This is a genomic window from candidate division KSB1 bacterium, assembly GCA_034505495.1.
Taxonomy (GTDB): Bacteria; Zhuqueibacterota; Zhuqueibacteria; order Residuimicrobiales; family Krinioviventaceae; genus Fontimicrobium_A.
Genome location: JAPDQV010000020.1, coordinates 1 through 18,792, shown reverse-complemented (window position 1 = coordinate 18,792; position 18,792 = coordinate 1). Strand labels below are relative to the sequence as shown.

At 53.3% G+C, this 18,792-nt stretch carries 15 protein-coding genes and 1 tRNA gene; 4 read left to right on the top strand and 12 right to left on the bottom strand.

All coding sequences use genetic code 11. The features are described 5' to 3' along the window. From ONB24_09315 to ONB24_09280, 8 genes are all read right to left on the bottom strand, one after another. The coding region (locus ONB24_09315) for a hypothetical protein (GenBank protein ID MDZ7316306.1) at positions 1–191 on the bottom strand (191 nt) is incomplete at its 3' end. A gap of 86 nt (positions 192–277) precedes the next feature. Beyond that, positions 278–1,930, bottom strand: coding sequence for an AMP-binding protein (locus tag ONB24_09310; protein ID MDZ7316305.1), 1,653 nt, complete (start codon positions 1,928–1,930; stop codon positions 278–280). Positions 1,931–1,945: 15 nt separating this feature from the next. Further along, entirely contained in the window at positions 1,946–2,497 is a 552-nt protein-coding gene (locus ONB24_09305) for an XRE family transcriptional regulator (protein ID MDZ7316304.1), read from the bottom strand. A 70-nt stretch (positions 2,498–2,567) separates the two neighbouring features. Next, positions 2,568–2,640: transfer RNA gene (locus ONB24_09300), tRNA-Ile, on the bottom strand. Positions 2,641–2,729: 89 nt separating this feature from the next. Further along, the gene (locus tag ONB24_09295; GenBank protein MDZ7316303.1) at positions 2,730–4,850 is read right to left on the bottom strand and encodes a YCF48-related protein; all 2,121 of its coding nucleotides are present in this window, start codon (positions 4,848–4,850) and stop codon (positions 2,730–2,732) included. 5 nt (positions 4,851–4,855) lie between these two features. Further along, complete coding sequence (locus ONB24_09290) at positions 4,856–6,523, bottom strand: CotH kinase family protein (GenBank protein MDZ7316302.1); 1,668 nt, start codon at positions 6,521–6,523, stop codon at positions 4,856–4,858. Between the two features lie 155 nt (positions 6,524–6,678). Beyond that, entirely contained in the window at positions 6,679–7,638 is a 960-nt protein-coding gene (locus tag ONB24_09285; GenBank protein ID MDZ7316301.1) for a D-2-hydroxyacid dehydrogenase, read from the bottom strand. Continuing rightward, positions 7,639–8,715: a serine/threonine-protein phosphatase gene (locus ONB24_09280; protein MDZ7316300.1), complete on the bottom strand. Its 1,077-nt coding sequence runs from the start codon at positions 8,713–8,715 to the stop codon at positions 7,639–7,641. A 167-nt stretch (positions 8,716–8,882) separates the two neighbouring features. On the opposite strand from ONB24_09280, the gene ONB24_09275 reads away from it, so the two are divergent. After that, on the top strand, positions 8,883–9,155 hold the full coding sequence (locus ONB24_09275) for a carboxypeptidase-like regulatory domain-containing protein (protein ID MDZ7316299.1): 273 nt from the start codon (positions 8,883–8,885) through the stop codon (positions 9,153–9,155). A gap of 282 nt (positions 9,156–9,437) precedes the next feature. Then, positions 9,438–9,584: a hypothetical protein gene (locus ONB24_09270; GenBank protein MDZ7316298.1), complete on the top strand. Its 147-nt coding sequence runs from the start codon at positions 9,438–9,440 to the stop codon at positions 9,582–9,584. 47 nt (positions 9,585–9,631) lie between these two features. On the opposite strand, the gene ONB24_09265 is transcribed toward ONB24_09270, so the two are convergent. After that, positions 9,632–11,086, bottom strand: a complete 1,455-nt coding sequence (locus ONB24_09265; GenBank protein ID MDZ7316297.1) for an acetylxylan esterase — start codon at positions 11,084–11,086, stop codon at positions 9,632–9,634. A 32-nt stretch (positions 11,087–11,118) separates the two neighbouring features. After that, positions 11,119–12,216, bottom strand: a complete 1,098-nt coding sequence (locus ONB24_09260) for a carbohydrate binding domain-containing protein (GenBank protein MDZ7316296.1) — start codon at positions 12,214–12,216, stop codon at positions 11,119–11,121. A 247-nt stretch (positions 12,217–12,463) separates the two neighbouring features. On the opposite strand from ONB24_09260, the gene ONB24_09255 reads away from it, so the two are divergent. Both ONB24_09255 and fucP read left to right on the top strand, forming a co-directional pair. Beyond that, positions 12,464–12,856 (top strand): L-rhamnose mutarotase, encoded by a 393-nt coding sequence (locus ONB24_09255; protein MDZ7316295.1) that lies wholly within the window; start codon positions 12,464–12,466, stop codon positions 12,854–12,856. A gap of 19 nt (positions 12,857–12,875) precedes the next feature. Then, positions 12,876–14,186 carry an L-fucose:H+ symporter permease gene (gene fucP / locus ONB24_09250; GenBank protein ID MDZ7316294.1) on the top strand — a complete coding sequence of 437 codons (1,311 nt, stop codon included), beginning with the start codon at positions 12,876–12,878 and terminating at the stop codon, positions 14,184–14,186. Between the two features lie 289 nt (positions 14,187–14,475). On the opposite strand, the gene ONB24_09245 is transcribed toward fucP, so the two are convergent. Next, entirely contained in the window at positions 14,476–15,699 is a 1,224-nt protein-coding gene (locus tag ONB24_09245) for a T9SS type A sorting domain-containing protein (GenBank protein ID MDZ7316293.1), read from the bottom strand. Positions 15,700–15,968: 269 nt separating this feature from the next. Continuing rightward, a complete protein-coding gene (locus ONB24_09240) occupies positions 15,969–18,140 on the bottom strand; it encodes a CotH kinase family protein (GenBank protein ID MDZ7316292.1) in 2,172 nt (723 codons plus the stop codon). Positions 18,141–18,792: the final 652 nt, after the last annotated feature.

Below are 18,792 nucleotides of genomic sequence, written 5' to 3'. Positions count from 1 at the left end.
ACCCGGCGCACCGCCGGCAGATCGATGAAGGGCAGGTCCAGGCAAATGTCTTGAAAATAATTACGAGGGTCGCGAAACAGCGTGACCAGACGGCTGTCGTAACCGAGTTTTCGTTCTGCTAAAACCAATTGCCCCGGCACGCCGGAGGTATTTGCCGGTGCGATATGGAGAATGCGGGTTTTTTTCTGCACGACAGTTTTCAAAGTCAATCAAACTGTCGTCAATATCGAGAAAAAGGCGATGGAATGCAAGCTAAAATCACCACCGGTTATGCCGCTTACTCTGCTTGATTGCGAATTTCGACTCGGCGGATTTTGCCGCTGATGGTCTTCGGCAGACTGGGAACAAACTCGATAAGACGGGGATACTTGTAAGGTGCTGTGGTTTTCTTGACATGTTCCTGCAGCTCGCGCGCCAATTCGTCGCTCGGTTCCCAGCCGCGCACCAAGACAACAGAAGCTTTGACGATCTGCCCTCGTTCCGGATCCGGCACACCGGTTACGGCGCATTCCAATACCGCAGGATGCTCCAGCAGGGCACTCTCCACTTCGAACGGCCCGATTCGATAGCCGGAACTTTTGATGACGTCGTCGATACGGCCGACGTACCAATAATAGCCGTCTTCGTCCCGCCAGGCCACATCGCCGGTGTAATAGACGCCGTCATGCCAAACGCTTTGCGTCAGCGCTTCGTCGCGGTAATAGCCGCCGAACATACCGAACGGCCGACGCTTTTCCGTACGAACGACGATCTGTCCCTCATCGCCGACTGCGCAGGGTCGCCCTTCATCATCCAGCAGATCAATGTCATAGCCCGGCGCCGGTTTACCCATGGAGCCCGGCTTGACCTCCATCCAGGGAAAATTGCCGATGGTCAGGGTAAGTTCCGTCTGCCCGTAGCCTTCCATCAGCCTCACGCCCGTCGCCTGCAGCCATTGATGATAGACCTCAGGGTTGAGCGGCTCTCCGGCCACCGTACACCATCGCAAAGCGCTAAAGTCATACTTTGACAGATCTTCTTTGATGAAAAAGCGATAAACCGTCGGCGGCGCGCAAAAGGTGGTCACCCGATATCGCGTAATCACCTCCAGCAATCGGGAGGGCACAAATTTATCCATATCATATACGAACACGGCCGAGCCGGCCAACCATTGACCGTAAATCTTGCCCCAAACCGCCTTTGCCCAGCCGGTATCGGAGACCGTCAAATGCAGGCCGTCCGGCGTGACATTCTGCCAATACTTGGCGGTGACGATATGCCCCAAAGGATAGAGAAAATTGTGCTGCACCATCTTGGGCATGCCGGTGGTGCCGCTGGTAAAATAGAGCAGCATCATATCTTCAGCCTGCGGCGCAGCTTTGCCGACAGGGCGTTCGAAAATCGTGCTTTCCTGCAAAAGCGCTTGTTGATAGGCTACCCATCCCGGTCGTTCGCCCTGAATGATGACCTTCAGCTTCAATGAGGGGGATTCCACCTCTGCCGCTTCGACGTTGGCGCAAACGGCCTCGTCGGCTACGGCGACGATCATTTTGATGTCGGCCGCGTTGTTGCGATAAACAATGTCCTTTTTGGTGAGCAGATGGGTGGCCGGAATGGCCACGGCGCCGAGTTTATGCAGCGCGAGCATGAAAAACCAAAATTCATACCGCCGCTTGAGAATGAGCATCACTTTGTCGCCCTTGACGATGCCGTGGCGACGCAGAAAATTGGCGGTTTGATTGGTCCGCGCCTGAAGCTCAGCAAAAGTAAAGACCGCTTCATCGCCGGCATCGTTGCACCAAACGATGGCCGTTTTGTTCGGCTCAAGGCGCGCATACTCATCGACGACATCGTAGGCGAAATTAAAGTCCAATGGCCTATGAATGACAAAATGGGCATAAAAATCTTCATAAGAATCAAAGCGACTGCGCGAAACAAATTTTTCGAACATGAACGGTCTCCAGATTTACATCACCACAACGAGGCATCGAACAGATCTGCCGTCCATAGCCTTAAGAGCGTGTTTGTAAGTCGAATCGAAGAAAATGGAATCCCCAGGGTCTAATGTCACGGTATGGCCGTCGATGTCGAGCAGCAGGCGCCCTTCCAAGACATAATGAAATTCCTGCCCGGGATGCTGGTTGTAGTGCAGCGGCTCATTTTCGTTCGGTTCTACGGTAACTAAAAATGGCTCGGCTTTTTTGTGCGCAAAATTGTAGCCGAGGCTCTGATGATGATAATAAGGGCTGCGCTCTACCGGCAATCCTTGGCCGGCGCGCACGATGGAATAGATGTGCAGATGCGGCTCCCGTCCGGTCAGCAGCGAGGTCATCTCGACGTTAAATTTCTTGCAGACCTGGATCAAAAAGCTGACCGGCATGTCGATTTCGCCCGATTCATAGGCGGAATAGGTGTCGACGTCCAGGTTAAATTCCGCCGCAAGGGTTGCTTTGGAGAGGCCGGCGATTTCGCGCAAATTGCGAATGCGCGCGGCAATCTGTCGGATGGTTTCGGACATGACTGTACCTTTTTGCTTTTCTAATTTCTGCGCCGGATATATAAAAAAACCCCAAACGGGGTAGCGACAGTGGGCCCGGTAGGATTCGAACCTACAGCCAACGGATTATGAGTCCGCTGCTCTGACCGTTGAGCTACGGGCCCTCAGGTGGTACAAATTTTACGAAATTCGCCGCTTAAACTCAAGCGATTTTTAGAGACATGACAAAAAGTTTCGGCCGACACTTACCGACTTATTTATACAGCATCATCTTTTGTACCGTCGACTTTTCATCGGTTAAAAGTCGGCAGAAATAGAGTCCGCTGGGAAGATTGCCGGCATTAAAAATAAAACGATGCTCGCCTTCTTCTAAAATGCCGCTAAAGAGAGTCGTTACTTCTTTGCCGAGCAAATTATAGACTTTTATCTCGATCGGTCCGCCATGAGCCGCTTTGAAAATGATTTGTGCCGATTCATTGAACGGATTCGGAAAAACACGCAGCAGATCATAGTGCTGCGGCTTTCCGGTGGAGCGGACCACATCTTTCAGACGACGGTTGACCAACACGGTGCCGCCGTCGCCGACAATTATCCCGCTTCCGTCGGGATGAACGCGAATCGACGTAAATCGTCTTCGAGTCGACGAAATGATGGAAATCCAATCTTGACCAGAGTTTTCAGTTTTTAAGATGAGGCCGTTGTTTCCCACCGCCCAGCCGACGCGCGGAGAGATAAAATCGATTGACCGAAGCTCTTCGAAAACTCCGGCATCGATTTTTTCCCACTTTATCCCCTGATTTGTGGTTTTGAAAATCGCACCGCCGCTGCCGACGGCATAGCCGGTCGAGAGATCGACGAATTTCATGGCCAAAAGCGAGTCGGCCGGAACTCCAATTCTTGTCCATGATTCCCCGCCGTCGGTCGAGCGGATGAACCTGCCGCCTTCGCCGCAGGCTATAATGTGATTTTCGCCGAACAAATGCACGTCAAATAGTTTGATGCGTGTCTTTGTGTCGACTCTGCGCCAAGTGCGGCCGCCGTCGCTGGTTTTGAACAGCGCGCCGCCGTCACCGACGGTACAACCGATGCGGCGGTTATAAAAGCGGATGGAGCGAAGTCGCGTCAAGGTCCCTTCCGTCGGCTGCGGCTGCCAGGTCTCTCCGCCGTCCGTTGTGAAGAAAAAATCGCCGTGCAGTCCGGGAAAGCCGTTCCGATAGACCACACCTCCGCCGACCACCCAGCCTGTATCCGCTGAAGCGAACCAGACCGAATAGAGCTGATGGGCTGTATTCAAGTTAACGGTCATCCAAGTCTTGCCGCCGTCGTTTGTTCGGCTAATCTGCTGTCCCCCCGCCAGCCGGACGTGCCGTTCATCGACAAAGAAAGAGGCGCGCAGGGATTCGGCAATCGAAGAGCTGAGCGTTTCCGGAGCAGCTGCGCCGCTTGCCCAGCGCAGAACCAGCCCGCACCTGCCGACCATCCACAGGTCCTCCCTAGATCCTCTAACCGCATAAATCGACGGCGCCCAGTCAACGGCAGCCCTTTGCCATTCGACGGCGTCGCGGCTGAAATAGAGTTCCCCAGAGGGAGCAGCTTCGCCTTTTGTCCCGCTAACCCCGTACAGAATGAAAAGCGAATCGCCCGAGACGGCTGCGCATCGCCAGTCTAACGCTTTTTCGCCTGCAGTAACTCTTTGCCATGATTCGCCGCCGTCGAGTGAAAAGAAAAGAATGCCGTTGTCACCTGCTGCGACGGCTTTACCCATGGCGTAAGCAACGCACCGTAGATTTTCAGCGGTCGGCATATCGACCGATTTCCAACTTTGACCCGCATCGCTGCTTAACAAAACCGTGCCGCCCCTGCCGACCGCCAACAGGCGATCGCCCTCGAGCCGACAGACCGCATGCAGGGAACGCAACACTCCGCTCTCGGCACCACGCCAGTGTTTGCCGCCGTCATCGGTAACGATGATCTTCCCCCATCTGCCGACGGCGCAGCCGCGCAAAGAGTCTAGAAAGACGACATCATACAAATGGGTCTGAAGAGGGGTTTGCTGCCGTTCAAAAGTTTCGCCGCCATTTCGGGAGCAGAAAACAGCGCCGTCTTCGCCCACAGCCCAGCCTCTCCGTTCATCGACCAATTCGACGTCGTACAAAGTCCCCTCATAATTGTCGATTCGATGCTTTACCTGCCAGCAAGTGCCGCCGTCTATGCTGATCAAGACGGTCCCTAACTCGCCTACGGCAACGATCCGCCTGCCTACCGCACAGACGCCGAACAGATTATTCCCCTGCGGCAGCGGATTCAGCCACTGCCATTGCTCCTGAGCCAAGCCTGTATAAACGGCGCAAAGGCCGATGATTGCCGATTTCAAAAAGCTCATCTCAATAAAAGCATTTTTAGGGTTTGAATTTCCTTACCTTCAGCACATACGAAATACATGCCGGAGGGCGCCGGCTCTCCTATGTCCGTCAGACCGTCCCAGGAAAACAGCTCCTTTCCGGCCTGTATCAGACCTTGGTACAGAGTTGCAACGACCCGCCCGCGCGCATCATAAATATAGACGTTTAGCCACTGCGGATCATTCAAAACCAACGGAATGACGGTGCAGCCGTTGAAGGGGTTGGGATAATTTGCGCCCAGGTAAATAGAGTTCACCCTCTCTTCTCTTTCACGAACGGCGGCAGGATCATATTTTAAATGATCGTCCATCCATTCGACGCGATCTTGAAGCCAGTTTTTCAGGTACTTTACTTCATCGGCAAAGCTCGCGCCGATGTAGGCGTTCGGCCAGACATAGGTTCCCAGAATCGGCCAGCAGCGAAAGTTGCGTTGCTGGGCTTCATCCAGTTCCGCTGCGGTACGGTCGATAAAATCGAGCAGTCGATCGATGTCCAGGGGGCCGCGCCGCAGCTCCCACCAACGCTCCCAGAGCTTTTTCTGAAATCGGGCGCTGGTCCAAATTCTTCCCCACCAGGCGGGGATCATGTAGGCATCTCCGCCTCTGTTGAACCGTTCATTATACAGAAAATACTCGATCTGCCAGCCTTCAGGAAATGCGGCATCATAATAATCGGCATTGCCGAAGGCCAGATTGAAATCCCATACCGGCCCTAAATGCAGTCGCGGATCGCTGTCGTCGCGGTCTTTGTACATAAACGCGCTCAGCCGATAGCCGTCGACGTTTTTGCTGATTTCATTCACGATGACATAGTCGATGACGCTGCCTATGTCGAGCGCCGTCCACATACCGTTCGCCGGATCATCGTAAAAGGGAGAAGACATCATGTTTTCGAAATCGGTTATGAACTTTTGAATGTAGGCAGCCTGCTGAGGTAGGATTTCATCCGGTTTGGGGTAATGAAATTGATAGAACGGCAACGGGCTGGTGCCGCCGGGATAAAACAACGGCATCGTCGACTGCCAGCCGCCCAAATTTTCTCCTGCCGGTTTATCGACTTTGATGATGTAGCCGCCGGTAATATCCGGCGGTGCGAGGTCGGTCGAATCCAATTTTGCAATATCGACGCGGTTGCGGTCGCGCTTGATCTTTTCGAGCAGCACATAAACGCCCCAATAGCGGCCGTTCAGGACGAGCTCGCAATAACGGCTGCGCGAGGCATACCGGCCTAGATCTCTGGCAATTTGATAAGCAAAGACATTCCGCATCAGCGATTTATCGCTGTAAGGGCCGTAGAGAACCCAATCGTTTTCCGGCGGCAATCCCAAAAGCGGCACGTTGAGATTCGCGCCGTTCGAATCGCGCGTTTCCACGGCAAACTGTTTTTTGGGAAAACTTTGCGTCGAACTGCCGCGCAGTTCGATGCCGATGCGGCCGCGAAATGCGTAGACGGTATCCGTGACGCTGTTTCTTTTTCCCAGACCACGGTCGATGACCCGCATTTCCGCATCGATCTTGCGCTCGTTGATGATCGGCCTCCCGCCGGTATCGATCAGAATGATCGGCAGATTGGAGGAGCTAAATTCAACCCGCTTTTGCGCGAAACAAGGCAAAGCGATGAACAGAAGAATCGCGGCAGGAGCCAAGTTGCCTATGATTGGTCTTTGCCGGAGGCGAGGTAGAAAATGGTTTTCGAATAAAGTCCGTTTGATGGTTAACCTCCTTCATCACATCCGGCAAAATGGCTGCAAATCAAGTTGCCGCGCAAAATCCAAGGGCACGGCGCTGAAATGCTGCCTTATCATACCGTATTCTGCGGCTGACCGGCAAGAAAAGCCGCAATATTTTCTGCAACCGCATGCAGCAGCCTTTGCCGTGAAGCGCGTGTGGCCCAGGCGATGTGCGGGGTGATAAAACAATTCTTGGCCGTCAATAAGGGATTGTCCGCAGGCGGCGGTTCGACCGAAAGCACGTCCAAGCCGGCGCCGGCTATGCGGCCGCTGTTGAGGGCTTCGGCCATTGCCGCTTCATCCACCAAAGGACCGCGGCCGGTGTTGATCAGAAACGCCGACGGTTTCATCAGCTGCAGACGGCGATGATTGACCAAGCCGCGCGTCTCTTCGTTCAAAGGGCAATGCAGCGAAACGACGTCGCTGCAGGCAAACAGCTCGTCCAAATCAATCTGCCTGGCCCATTCGGGGGCGTCGGGAACCGGGCGCGGCATGGCAAAGCAGACTTCCATGCCGAACGCCTTCGCCGCATGGGCCACACCGCGTCCGATCTGCCCCAAACCGACAATGCCGAACGTCAAACCCGCCAGCTCGATCAGCGGCGTCTCCCAAAAGCAGAAATCGGGCGAGCGGGACCAGGCGCCGCGCCTTACCGATTCGGCGTGCTGCGCGACGTGCATCGTCAAGTTGAGCAGGTGGGCAAACACCATCTGCACTACCGATGGTGTACTGTAGCCCGGTACGTTGGTGACGACGATGCCGCGCTCCCTCGCCGCCGCCAAATCGATGATGTTGACGCCGGTAGCCGATACGGCCAGACAGCGCAGCTTGGGCAGCTCCGCCAGCACCCGGCGGTCGAAAACGACTTTGTTGGTCACGACAATTTCCGCCTCTCGGCAGCGTTCGATGACCTGATTGGGCGGCGTACGGTCATAACATTCCAGGATTCCCAATCGGCGCAGCGGCGCCCAGTCCAAATCGCCCGGATTCATGGCATAGCCGTCGACAACGACAATCTTTACAGTGCTCATCTACTCCCTCCGTTTGAGAATCAACAAGGTTATATCATCCGTCTGCGGTGCATTGTCGACAAATCGATTGACTGCCGAGATGATGGTTTCGCCCAGCTGCCGAGCGGACCAACTGCAGTCTGCTTGGCCGAGCAGACGAAAGAATCTCTCTTCGCCGTAGAATATTCCGTTGGAGTTGCGCGCATCCGGAATGCCGTCGGTGTATAAAACCAACAGGTCGCCTTTATCCAATTCGAGAATCATTTCCTGATAGGAAAAATCAGCCGACAGTCCCAGCGCCGGTCCGCCTTTCCCGCACTCTCTGAGGCCGCTCGTTGACAAAATGAGCGGCGGCAAATGACCGGCGTTCACCAGCCGCAACCGATTGGAATCCGGCTCGACCCATAAAAGAATGAAAGAAGCGAAAGTATTACGCATGCCGGAACGCACACAAAGTCGATTGAGGGCGGCAACCAGTTCAACCGGCGACTGAGTTTTGCCTTGCGCTGCAAGAGCATGAACGGCGGATTGCAGCTGCGCCATCATCAGCGCTGCCGGCAGACCTTTGCCGGAAACGTCGCCGATGCTAAAGATGACGCTGTTCCCTTGTGAAACGCAGTCGATCAGATCCCCGCCCACATGATTAGCGGAACGGGTGTAGAAAAAAGAGTCCCAGCCGGAGATTTCCGGACACGCTTTGGGACGCATGGCTGTCTGCACGGCGCGGCCGGCGCGCAGCTCGTCGTCGGCGAGAAGTTTGTCCTTAAGTTCCAACAAAAGAATCAAGAAAAGAAGGACAAAAGCCGGCACCGGCTGTGGACGAGTGTCCGGTCCGATCAGCAGCATCAGCGCAACGATCAATAAAATCCTGCGAACCGTACTGAGCTTGTTGAGAATGCTTTTAAAAAACCACAAAGCCAAATAAACGGAGCGTTTGATCGGCCGCATCTTTTGGAGCGCACTACGTTCCTCAGGGCTCAAATAAAAGGCATAGATGGAATGCAGGTCCCGTAGCAGATGGGTCTCTTTAAAAACTTGGCGAACGGCCGATGCTGCTTCACTGAGCAAACGGATGATAAAATCAACGATATTGCTCAACCTTACCTCGCATAGAGTCTGCGTATGCTTATAACGTCAGGGCGTTCGGCTTGTTTCTTTATGGTTGCAGACTATTGTGAATATACGGTTGAATCGGACTGAATCCAAGATGGAAAACTCGGAATTACCTGTGGGAAAAAGACAAACAACTTTATACGGACCAAGAGATCGGCGAACCGCTGCCGGGCTTCGACATTGTGGTGCTCGAAACGCCCTACGGCATTGCAACCAATGCGGAGGGCAATTATTTCATCCTCAAACTGCCGCAGGGCAAGCGTGATGTTGAAGCTCGTCTGATCAGCTATGGCAAAGTGCGGACGACCGACGTCCAGCTGCGCACCAACGGCACAACTATTATGGATTTTGTGTTAAGCGTCAAAGCGATTCAAGGCGAGACTGTCGCGGTCACAATAAATACGACGGCGGTTAAGATCAGATAATTTTTATGCTTTTTACGAGCAGAAAAAGCATCGGCAGCAAAAGACGTTATTATGCGATGATTGATTAAAGGCGGGATGTAACCGTTTTTTGCCGCTGACAAGGTTCGATTCTGTTTTTGCGGTCATCGCGGCATTTAATCCGGTCGCTTCGTAACGCCGACGAAAGTCAATGTCTTTCACCTAAACATCAAAAGATAGTCGATCGCTTTCGCCGCCCAATACTGCTACACCATTCCTTCCTTCGGCGAATTCTACCTGCGCGGCGGATATAAAGGGCTGTTCATGTTCGATTCGCAATACGGCGCGGTCTTCGGCAGTGGGATTCAATACTATCTGATGAATCGGCTTGCGGGACGCGTCGATTACGCGTTTCACGCCGTCGGCATTTTAGGCAACATGCACGCCTACACGGTGAGTTTTTTATTCTAAAACAAAGCCCGGTTCTGCACCCGGGCTTTGTTTTCAGAATACCCCTCCTACCTTTTCTTGAGCTCCCGTTCGGCAAATTCGAAAAACGCCGGCCAGTCCGGCGCATCGATATGGCCGCCGATATGACAGCGATAGCCGAGCCGCCCGTCAATGTAAGCTTTGTCGAACTGCGGCTTTTCGTCCGGCATCACGAGGCCGCGATAGCCGAACAGCTCCCATACCGGCGAAGCGGCGACCATCGTCAGATAAATGCCGTAAGGATCGGTCCAGGTATCCTGAGTCCCGGCGTTGAAAAACACCGGCCGCGGCGCACAAAGCGCCAGCAAAAAGTGCGCATCGACCGGACAGAGTTCGATTTTGCGCGGCAAATAGCTGCCCTCGCGCAGCGGGCCCATCCACTTGAAAAAGTTGCCGGCGGTCCAGTGATACTCCCGTTCCCACGCCGAATTTTCGAGGTCCTGTCCCCAATGCCGCCGATTCATTTTCGTCCCCAGACTTCCGGCGCAGCTGGGGAAGGCAATGGCGATGCGCGGATCATAGGCCATGGTGACCAACGCCGCCTTGCCCCAGCGCGAATGGCCGCTGACGCCCACCCGCGTTTCGTCCACCTCCGGATCCTGGGCAAAATAGTCGAGCAATCGACTGACGCCCCATCCCCAGGCCGCCAAAGCGCCCCAGTCTTCCGGTTTGCGCCAGCGGCCTCGATTGCAGAGTCCGATGAGATAGCTGGTGAGGCCGGCGCCGTCATCCGGCTGCAGACTGAGACAGTCGAAAATGCACATACCCCAGCCGTAGGGTCGGCCTCGTTCGGCATAAACGCCTACAGGCGTCCAGCGGGGATGGCCGATGATGACCATCACCGGCGCAGGCTTGGGCGCTTCTTCGGGGATGCGCAGCACGGCTTTGATCACCGGCACGTTGCGCACCTGCGGATAGCACGAAACATCGATTTCGCCGGTGATGCGCTTTTCGATGAAGAAATGATCTCCGGCTTCGATTCGCTCGGTTTCGACGGACCAGCGCACCTGCGGCAAGATGCTGTCCGGAGGCGGCGTACCCCATACTTGCTCCTGCACATCTTTCAGCACTTCCGGTCTGCGAATTTTGATCCATTCTTCGGCAGTACGAATCAGGCGGCCGTCCTTGCTCTTGAGCAGATCAAGCGGCGGATAATTACCGACGCGCCAAGACTCCGGTCCCGGAAAAAAGCCTTCTTCGCGATCGTCGTAATTGTTCCACAACCCGAATACCGACCGCGTGACCGTGTGACCGGCATCGTCGGTCCAGTTGCCTTCCGGATTGTTGGGATCGGCAGGTCGGGCGTTGCGGGGTGCATTGGGATCCTGCAGCTTCGGCGGCAGTTCCGGCAGCACTATCCCTAACTGCTGCAGCATTTGGTCGCGGTCCATGCGCGCCGTCACATCCGGCGGAGGGAAATCGGGAATTTGCGCAAAGGCCTGAAAGGATATGCAAAGTGCGGAAACAAATAAAAAATGTCTCATAGGTCATCCTTTACAGTCAATTCTCGTCACTTTTATCGTACCAGGTTCATTTTGCGCGTCAGGCTGCCGTCGGCCGTCTTGAGACGATAGAAATAAACGCCCGAAGGGCACGGCAAACCGTCGGCGGCGCGGCCGTCCCAGAGTATCGCATGGCGACCGGCCTCTTTGACACCGGCATATCGGTAAAGCGGTTTCCCCAAAATATCGAATATCTCGAGGACGATCAGCGCTTTTCTTGCGAGTTCGAACTCTATGGTTGTAGAGGGATTGAAGGGATTTGGATAATTCTGCAGCAGCGTCAGGCAGGCGGGCGCGTGCGGCTTCTCGTTGACCTCCGTCCACTGCTTGTCAATGACTTTAACGGCATCGACATAAAAGGTCGTCGTGTTGCCGCCGAGCACAAACTTGAACATCAGGTTGTCGTCGTCGACCGGCGCATCAAAGGTAAACGGTCCGTAAAGATCGAGCTGTTCGACGCGAACCATCTTGCTATAGAGCTGCGAATAATCGCCATAGTTCTTGTTGATGTCGACATAAATGTCTTTCGCCTCATCGGCCTGCGCCCAAAAGCTGATCTCGTAGCTGTGTCCGGCCTGGATTTTGAAAGGCTGCATGAGCTGGATGGCCCAGAATTGATCGCCCATGTTCTCAATTTCCACCATGACGCCCGGCTTGTCGTCAGTCAACCCCAGGTCTTCGACCACAGTGGCCTTGGAACGGGCATTGACATAATTGTCGAGAAACCAGGGCGACAGACCGCAGTTGAAATTGCCGTTGATGATCACATTGCCCGGCTCGATGTCGCCGACATAAATGTAGAACGGTTCGCTTTCCGCCGAAGAGCCGTCGGTCGCCACCGCTTTGGCGGAGACCAGGTACATGCCCTCACGGGCGGAGGCGAGGGTTGTCTCGTACGGAGCTTTGGTTACGGTTTTCAGACGGCTGCGATTGACATAGAATTCGACCTGTTTGAGGGTTTTACCCTGCACCGTCACATCGGCCGACAGAAGAATATCACGGCAGCGCGGGTAACGACCATTTTTAACCGGTGAGGTCAGTCGAACCTGGATCGTCTGGGCGAAAATGCCTGTGCTAAGGAGCAAGATCGGCAAGAGCTTTTTCCAGAACATAGAGCTTTCCTCCTCTCTCTCAAAAATACAGAAGAAACGTCGATCATCTGCATGGCTTTGCAATACTGAAAATAATCATTTCTATGCACAAACGTCCTATGCTTTTAAGCGGGAATGAGTTCTAAATCCGGAATTCGTTTGCATCTTTGATGGGTGTTTGTTATAATTTGTCATTCAACGAAATAACCGTTTTCCCCGACGCATAAAAAAGAAAAATGTTGCGCATAAGCGTGACTAAGGAGCCCTGATGAGGACTTTTAAACGCTACTGCAAGACCCTGCGCTTGCGCGACGATGCTGATCTGATCGCTGCCTATAAAGCGGCGCATGCCATGGGCGCCGTGTGGCCGGAAATCGAGGAAGGCATGCGCGCGGTCGGCATTCTCGACATGGAAATTTATATCTCCGGAACCCAGCTGTTCATGATCATGGACACGGTGCCGGATTTTGATCACGACAAGGCGATGAAGCAACTCGCATCCATGCCGCGTCAGGCGGAGTGGGAGGCGCACATGGCCCGCTTTCAAAACGCCGCCGCAAATGCTTCAGCGGATGAAAAATGGCAACTCATCGAACGCATCTACGAATTGGGACAAAAACACAACTCGACGCCTCAGGAAGGCTATCTCAAGGAACTCTAAGCCGAAGGACAACAGCCCTATGACCACCAAACGACCGGTTATTCCGCGCGAATATCTTTTTCCGTTCATGCTCACCACCACGCTTTTTGCTTTATGGGGTTTTGCCAACGACATCACCAATCCCATGGTGGCTGCCTTTAAGCAGATCATGCTGATCAGCCACTTCAAAAGCTCACTGGTGCAGTTCGCCTTTTACGGCGGTTACTGCGTCATGGCCTTTCCGGCTGCGCTGTTCATCAAACGGTACACTTATAAAAGCGGCATTTTGGTGGGACTCGGTCTCTATGCGCTCGGTGCGCTGCTCTTTATTCCCTCGAGTCTGGCGCTTTCCTACGGCATGTTTCTGTTTTCTTATTTTGTGTTGACCTGCGGTTTGTCGTTTCTCGAAACCTCGGCTAATCCTTACATCCTCTCGATGGGGCCGGAGGAGAACGCTACGCGCCGCCTGAATTTTGCCCAGGCCTTCAATCCGATCGGCTCGTTGACGGGCATGCTGGTCGCCAAACAATTCATTTTGGCGCGACTCGACAAAACCCCTGAAGCGGAACGACGCGTGCTGGCGCAGCTGGCGCCGGATCAATTCCGTTCGCTGCAGGTGCATGACCTCACCATTCTACGCGGGCCGTACGTCGCCATCGGTCTGATCGTCGCCGCCTTTTTCTTTATCTTTTTGATCTCGAAATTGCCGAAAGCGCGGGAAGAAGACGCCCGCAACCTGGACATCAAAGGTACGCTGAAACGATTATGGGAAAATAAAAAATATGTGGAAGGAGTCATTGCGCAAACGTTCTACGTCGGCGCACAAATCATGTGCTGGACGTTCATCATCCAATACGGCATGAACGAGCTCGGCATGGCCAAAGAGACGGCGCAGGGCTACAACATGATTGCCATGGGCATCTTTTGCACCAGCCGCTTCATCTGCACCTACCTGCTGAAGTATTTCAGTCCGGGAAAACTGCTGATGATCCTGGCTTTGGGCGGTTTTGCGCTGATTCTCGGCACCATCTTTCTGAAAGGCATGATCGGACTTTACTGCCTCATCGGCGTTTCGGCATGCATGTCGCTGATGTTTCCGACGATCTACGGCATCGCTCTCAAGGGATTGGGCGAAGATGCCAAGTTGGGTGCCGCCGGACTGATCATGGCCATCGGCGGCGGGTCGATCATGCCGCCGCTGCAGGGCGCCATCATGGACCTGCCCGATTTGAATCTCGGCTTCATGATGCTTTCCAGCACCCGCGCTTCATTTGTCCTGCCGTTGATCTGTTTTGCGGTGATCGCAGTTTTCGGGTATAGGACGTCGGAGGTGTATAAACACGAGTATTGAAAAGAGGGTTGGAAAGTCGAAGGTCAAAGGTTTAAAGGGTCAAAACTCGAAGGTTAAAGGTCCGAAAGAAGCAGCGATAGGCCGAGCAAGAGCTCTGATTCGATAAGAAAATGGCAGGTAAGGTATTGGGCCGCCTGCTTCGAAAAAAGATGATCTGATCGAACCGCTCTCGGCCCAACACATTTTCCAGACAATGTTCACAAAAAGGTCCGCAGAAAAAAAAACGCCCCGAAATGATTCGGGGCGTTTGATTTCAATTTGGCGCTTTTTGCTGTCGATCGCAGCCGATTTACCGCATGAGGGTCATCTTGCGATGCAATACGGTATTTCCGCCGCGGAAGGTGCAGAGATAGATGCCGCTGGGCATCACTGCGCCGGTTTCGTCGCACCCGTCCCATTGCACGACATGCTCGCCGGCGTTCTGCAGGCCGCTGAACAGCGTGCGCACCGCTTTGCCGTGCAGATCATAGACGATCAGGCTTGCCTGACCGGCAGCCGGCATGCGGTAGACAATAGTGGTGGCGGGATTGAACGGGTTGGGGTAGTTTTGATCTAGGCTGTAAGTCTGCGGAATGACCCTAGTAGCTACGGCAGCTGCCGAGGATACAGAAATTGGGCCGTGGAAACTGCTTTCGCCGTTCAGACTGACATCTTCCAGCTTGTACCAATAAACGCCGTCGCTCGCCGACCGATCAAGAAACTCATAGATGAACCCGGCTTCGGCAACGCCTTGGGCGGTGATCATGGTCTCATTGATCTTGGTGTATTCCCCATCTTTAGTTGCACTTCGGTAGATATTATATCCCGCCAGGTTAGATTCCGATTCGGTTCGCCAGCAGAGAGAGACTCCGTCCGTCATTCTGCGGGCTTCAAAAGCGGCCAAATCCACGCGAATAGGATCTTCAATCGCGCTGATGACCATAAATCGCCAATCCTGATCATCCACACTGGACATAAAAATTTGTATTTCCCTTACATCTTCCAAGATCGATCTGCCGGCCGGTTTAATGTCAAAGTTGTAGTTTGTATTTGTGATGAATCCCGGCAAAGTTTGAACTGGTGTGGTATAGGAATTAGTGCCGTCGCTTACACGGACCGAAAGCTGGAGGCCCGGCCAATCAACAGATCGAATAAAAATCCTCACGGTTCCGTTTTGGGTGAGATCAACCCCCGAACCGCCGCCCAAACCGCTGCCATCGCCGTTGTAGGTCAAAACTGCCGGGGCATTACCGACATTTTGCCCAAAGGATATCCATTGATCTGTGGTGCTCACCTGCACAGTTCCTTGTCCGGTAGAACCCACCCAGTCGCCGTATGAAACATCACGATACTGACCCAGCACGCCGGTACCGCCGTCGTCATTAGTCACGGTTACATGGCGTTGCGAAGGGTTAATTTCCTTAGCAGTTAGCAAATCACTGCTCTGGGTGAAATTGTCGATTGTAATAGTAGCTGCCCACAGTGGAAATGCAGCGAAAACGGCAGCCGTCAAAATAAAAATAACACGAAACATAACAACCTCCATTAATTTGATTTGCCTTCATGAGAACAAAATTATAACGAATTATTTTGGGCGGGCTGTAAAAATTCTTTCCCCTTTATGGTGCTTTTAAAAAATGTCGGCTGCATTTCCTATTCCGCCCATAATATGTTAGGTGATAATTTTATAAAAGTCAAGACATATTTTTAAAATTAACAACCGAATAAATAAATTTGACCTTATACCTGCCGCCTAAATATATTTTTTGCAAAAAAACGACTGCTTCAGGTAAATCAGAACGCTTATCTTAGCAGCGCCACCTTCTGTGTTAAAAAGTTCTTGCCTTCACGCAAAAAAATCAGATAAACGCCGCTGGGCATCGCTGCGCCGGTTTCGTCGCACCCGTCCCACTGGACAACATGGTCGCCGGCGGGCATTCGACTCTGCGCTATATTTTTAACTCTGCGGCCTGCAGCGTCATAAAGAATCATTGAGAGCTCAGTTTCCGATACCAACTTGAATTGAATTTGCACTGAAGAATTGAACGGGTTGGGGTAACTATTAATCAAAACTCTGGTGTCCGGTAAATCAACCTCTCGATCTCCCAGGCCGGCGGAAAAGACGGCCATCCTTTCATCCAGGGCATCTATTCGGTCCAAGAGCCAGATCAAAAGGTCGTCAAACGCTTCATCGTACGAAGCATAAGCGGCCGCACTCGGAGGGATCGGGGTGTCGAGAATCATCCAGCGCTCGAAATTGAGCACCTGCTCGGCGGCCAGCAACCTGTACAGAGAATCTGCCGCCGCAAACAGAGCCTCTTCGGACAGCCCATCGGCGCGCAGCTGTCGCCAGCGTCGAGCCGCCGCTGCCTGAAACTGCGGGTCGTTGCGCAGCCGCTTCCACCAAAAGGGTGTCGGCAGCGAATCGTTCGCAGCCGGCGGATGCTGAAGAAGATAATCCAGATGCAGTCCCTCTACGCGGTCACCTTCCCAGAGCGTCGTGTTGCCGAATGCATGTCGTGCATCGATCTGCCATTCCACTTTCAGGCGGCCGCCGCGGCTGTCGCGATCTTTATATAATAACGTTTGGCTGCGGTAAGCAGAAACATCTCGACAGACCTCGGAAAGAAGAAAATAGTCGACAACAGAAGGCAAATCAAGAGAATCGAAAAAAGCGGGGTCGTCTGCTTGGCCGGCAGCTTTTTCCCAGCTTTCGATCCAACCGCGGATGTAATTCTGCTGCGGTGCGGTGATCATCTCCGGCAAAGGGCTTTCGAAGGCATAGTGAACGCGCCGAGCACTGACGTGCAGAGGCGGAAACGGCGAATCGAATCCCGCTGATGCCCCATTGAGCCGCAAAAGATAGCCGCCGGTAAGGGCATCCCCCGAGTCGTCCTGAGGCGTCAGCGCGGCCAACGGCAGGCGGTTGGGATGAACGGTTCTGCTCTCCAGCACAACATAGATGCCGCGATAGTCCTCATCGAGAAAGAGATGGCAGAGTCGGCTGTGGGAAGCGGGTCGCCCGAAAAGAGCAACAATGTGTGCAGCCAGGGCGGGGCGCATCAAGGACTTGTCGCTGTAGGGCGCCAATAGCGTCCAATCGTTTCCGGCAGGCAGGCCGAGAAGCTCGGCATCCGCATCGAGCAGCAGGCGGTAATCGGCTTTTTCAGCGGCAAGAGGCAATGCCGCCTTTATCAACCGCCCTGCGGTCGAAAGCCGGGCCGGCGAGGTCAGGCGATTCCCCGCACCGCGGTCAATGACCTTGACGGCAACATCTTTTTCGTTCGAAGGAACAGACCGACTCTCCAGTACCAGAATAGGCAGATCCGAAACGAAATTGTTGCGGTAATTTTTTCGAGCGATCAGTTTAAAATGGACAAGAAAGTCGGGACTGTCGCCTGAAACATTGAGGCCGTGAACAGCCAGAAGGTTGGTGCCGCTGCGCAAGAGGCCGAGAGCCGCACGAAGATCGAACGGTTCGAAACCGCCCGCTTCATGAGTTTGCGAAGCGGCGGCGCGTCGATGCAGGTTGGTCGGGGCATTGGCGGCGGTAACGCGCTCTCCGTTCAAATAAGCGACAAATCCGTCATCATATCGCACGTACAGAACCAGGTTATCGAGTTCACGCAGGTCGGACTCTGACAGATCGAACTTGGCACGGATATAGCAGGTGGTGCGGCCGGCCATTTCACCGCCGAGATCCAATGAGATATACGGGGCATAATCGCCCGCGCGGTCAAAGCCGATGCCGCCAGGCTTGCCGATACATTCCAGCCAATTGGAATCGTCAAAATTCGGATCTGTCCGCCAGGCATCGTCTACATCCTCGCGCGGCACCAGCACACGCTTTGCAGATTCTTCGCCGACCAACACCACTTGTAGCGGCGCACTAAAACTTGAGCTTGAAAAGATTGAATTGATAAGCGCGAGGCAGCCCAACATCATAATAATTTTCGGCATTTGCGGCGGGAACATTCGCATCTCTCCTATAGCTTAAAAGAAATCCACCAAACGAGTTGATTCTGGGGAAGGTGGGATTTGTAAATAAAGCTACGCGGTTTTTTGCAAGATCACAATCAGTTTTGCGCTTGAAAAAGTAAAAAGTTATCAAGCGCTCACTGATTTTTTGGAAAAAGTATATTCTACAAATTCGGCCACGGAGACACAGAGAGCACGGAGAGAATGAGAGTTATTTTATTTTGAAAAAGTAAATCCTACGAATAAAGTGGAAAATATTAAAAAACCTCCGTGTCCTCCGCGCCTCCGTGGCTGCAACAGGAATAAATTCGGCCACGGAGACACAGAGAGCACGGAGAAAATGAAAGATAATTTATTTTGAGCAAGCAATTCCTAAAAACAAGTGGAAAATATTAAAAAAACCTCCGTGTCCTCCGCGCCTCTGTGGCTGGAATAGGAAATAAATCCGGCCACGGAGACACAGAGAGCACGGAGAGAATGAGAGTTATTTTATTTTGAAAAAGCAAATCCTACGAATAAAGTGGAAAATATAAAAAACCTCCCTGTCCTCCGCGCCTCTGTGGCTGGAATAGGAAATAAATCCGGCCACAGAGGCACAGAGAGCACGGAGAGAATGAAAGATATTTTATTTTGAGCAAGCAATCCCTAA

Coding starts and splice junctions, on each gene's coding strand:
- ONB24_09310 (MDZ7316305.1), bottom strand. CDS start 1,930: ATGTTCGAAAAATTTGTTTCGCGCAGTCGCTTTGATTCTTATGAAGAT.
- ONB24_09305 (MDZ7316304.1), bottom strand. CDS start 2,497: ATGTCCGAAACCATCCGACAGATTGCCGCGCGCATTCGCAATTTGCGC.
- ONB24_09285 (MDZ7316301.1), bottom strand. CDS start 7,638: ATGAGCACTGTAAAGATTGTCGTTGTCGACGGCTATGCCATGAATCCG.
- ONB24_09270 (MDZ7316298.1), top strand. CDS start 9,438: ATGTTCGATTCGCAATACGGCGCGGTCTTCGGCAGTGGGATTCAATAC.
- ONB24_09265 (MDZ7316297.1), bottom strand. CDS start 11,086: ATGAGACATTTTTTATTTGTTTCCGCACTTTGCATATCCTTTCAGGCC.
- ONB24_09260 (MDZ7316296.1), bottom strand. CDS start 12,216: ATGTTCTGGAAAAAGCTCTTGCCGATCTTGCTCCTTAGCACAGGCATT.
- ONB24_09255 (MDZ7316295.1), top strand. CDS start 12,464: ATGAGGACTTTTAAACGCTACTGCAAGACCCTGCGCTTGCGCGACGAT.
- fucP (MDZ7316294.1), top strand. CDS start 12,876: ATGACCACCAAACGACCGGTTATTCCGCGCGAATATCTTTTTCCGTTC.
- ONB24_09245 (MDZ7316293.1), bottom strand. CDS start 15,699: ATGTTTCGTGTTATTTTTATTTTGACGGCTGCCGTTTTCGCTGCATTT.
- ONB24_09240 (MDZ7316292.1), bottom strand. CDS start 18,140: ATGTTCCCGCCGCAAATGCCGAAAATTATTATGATGTTGGGCTGCCTC.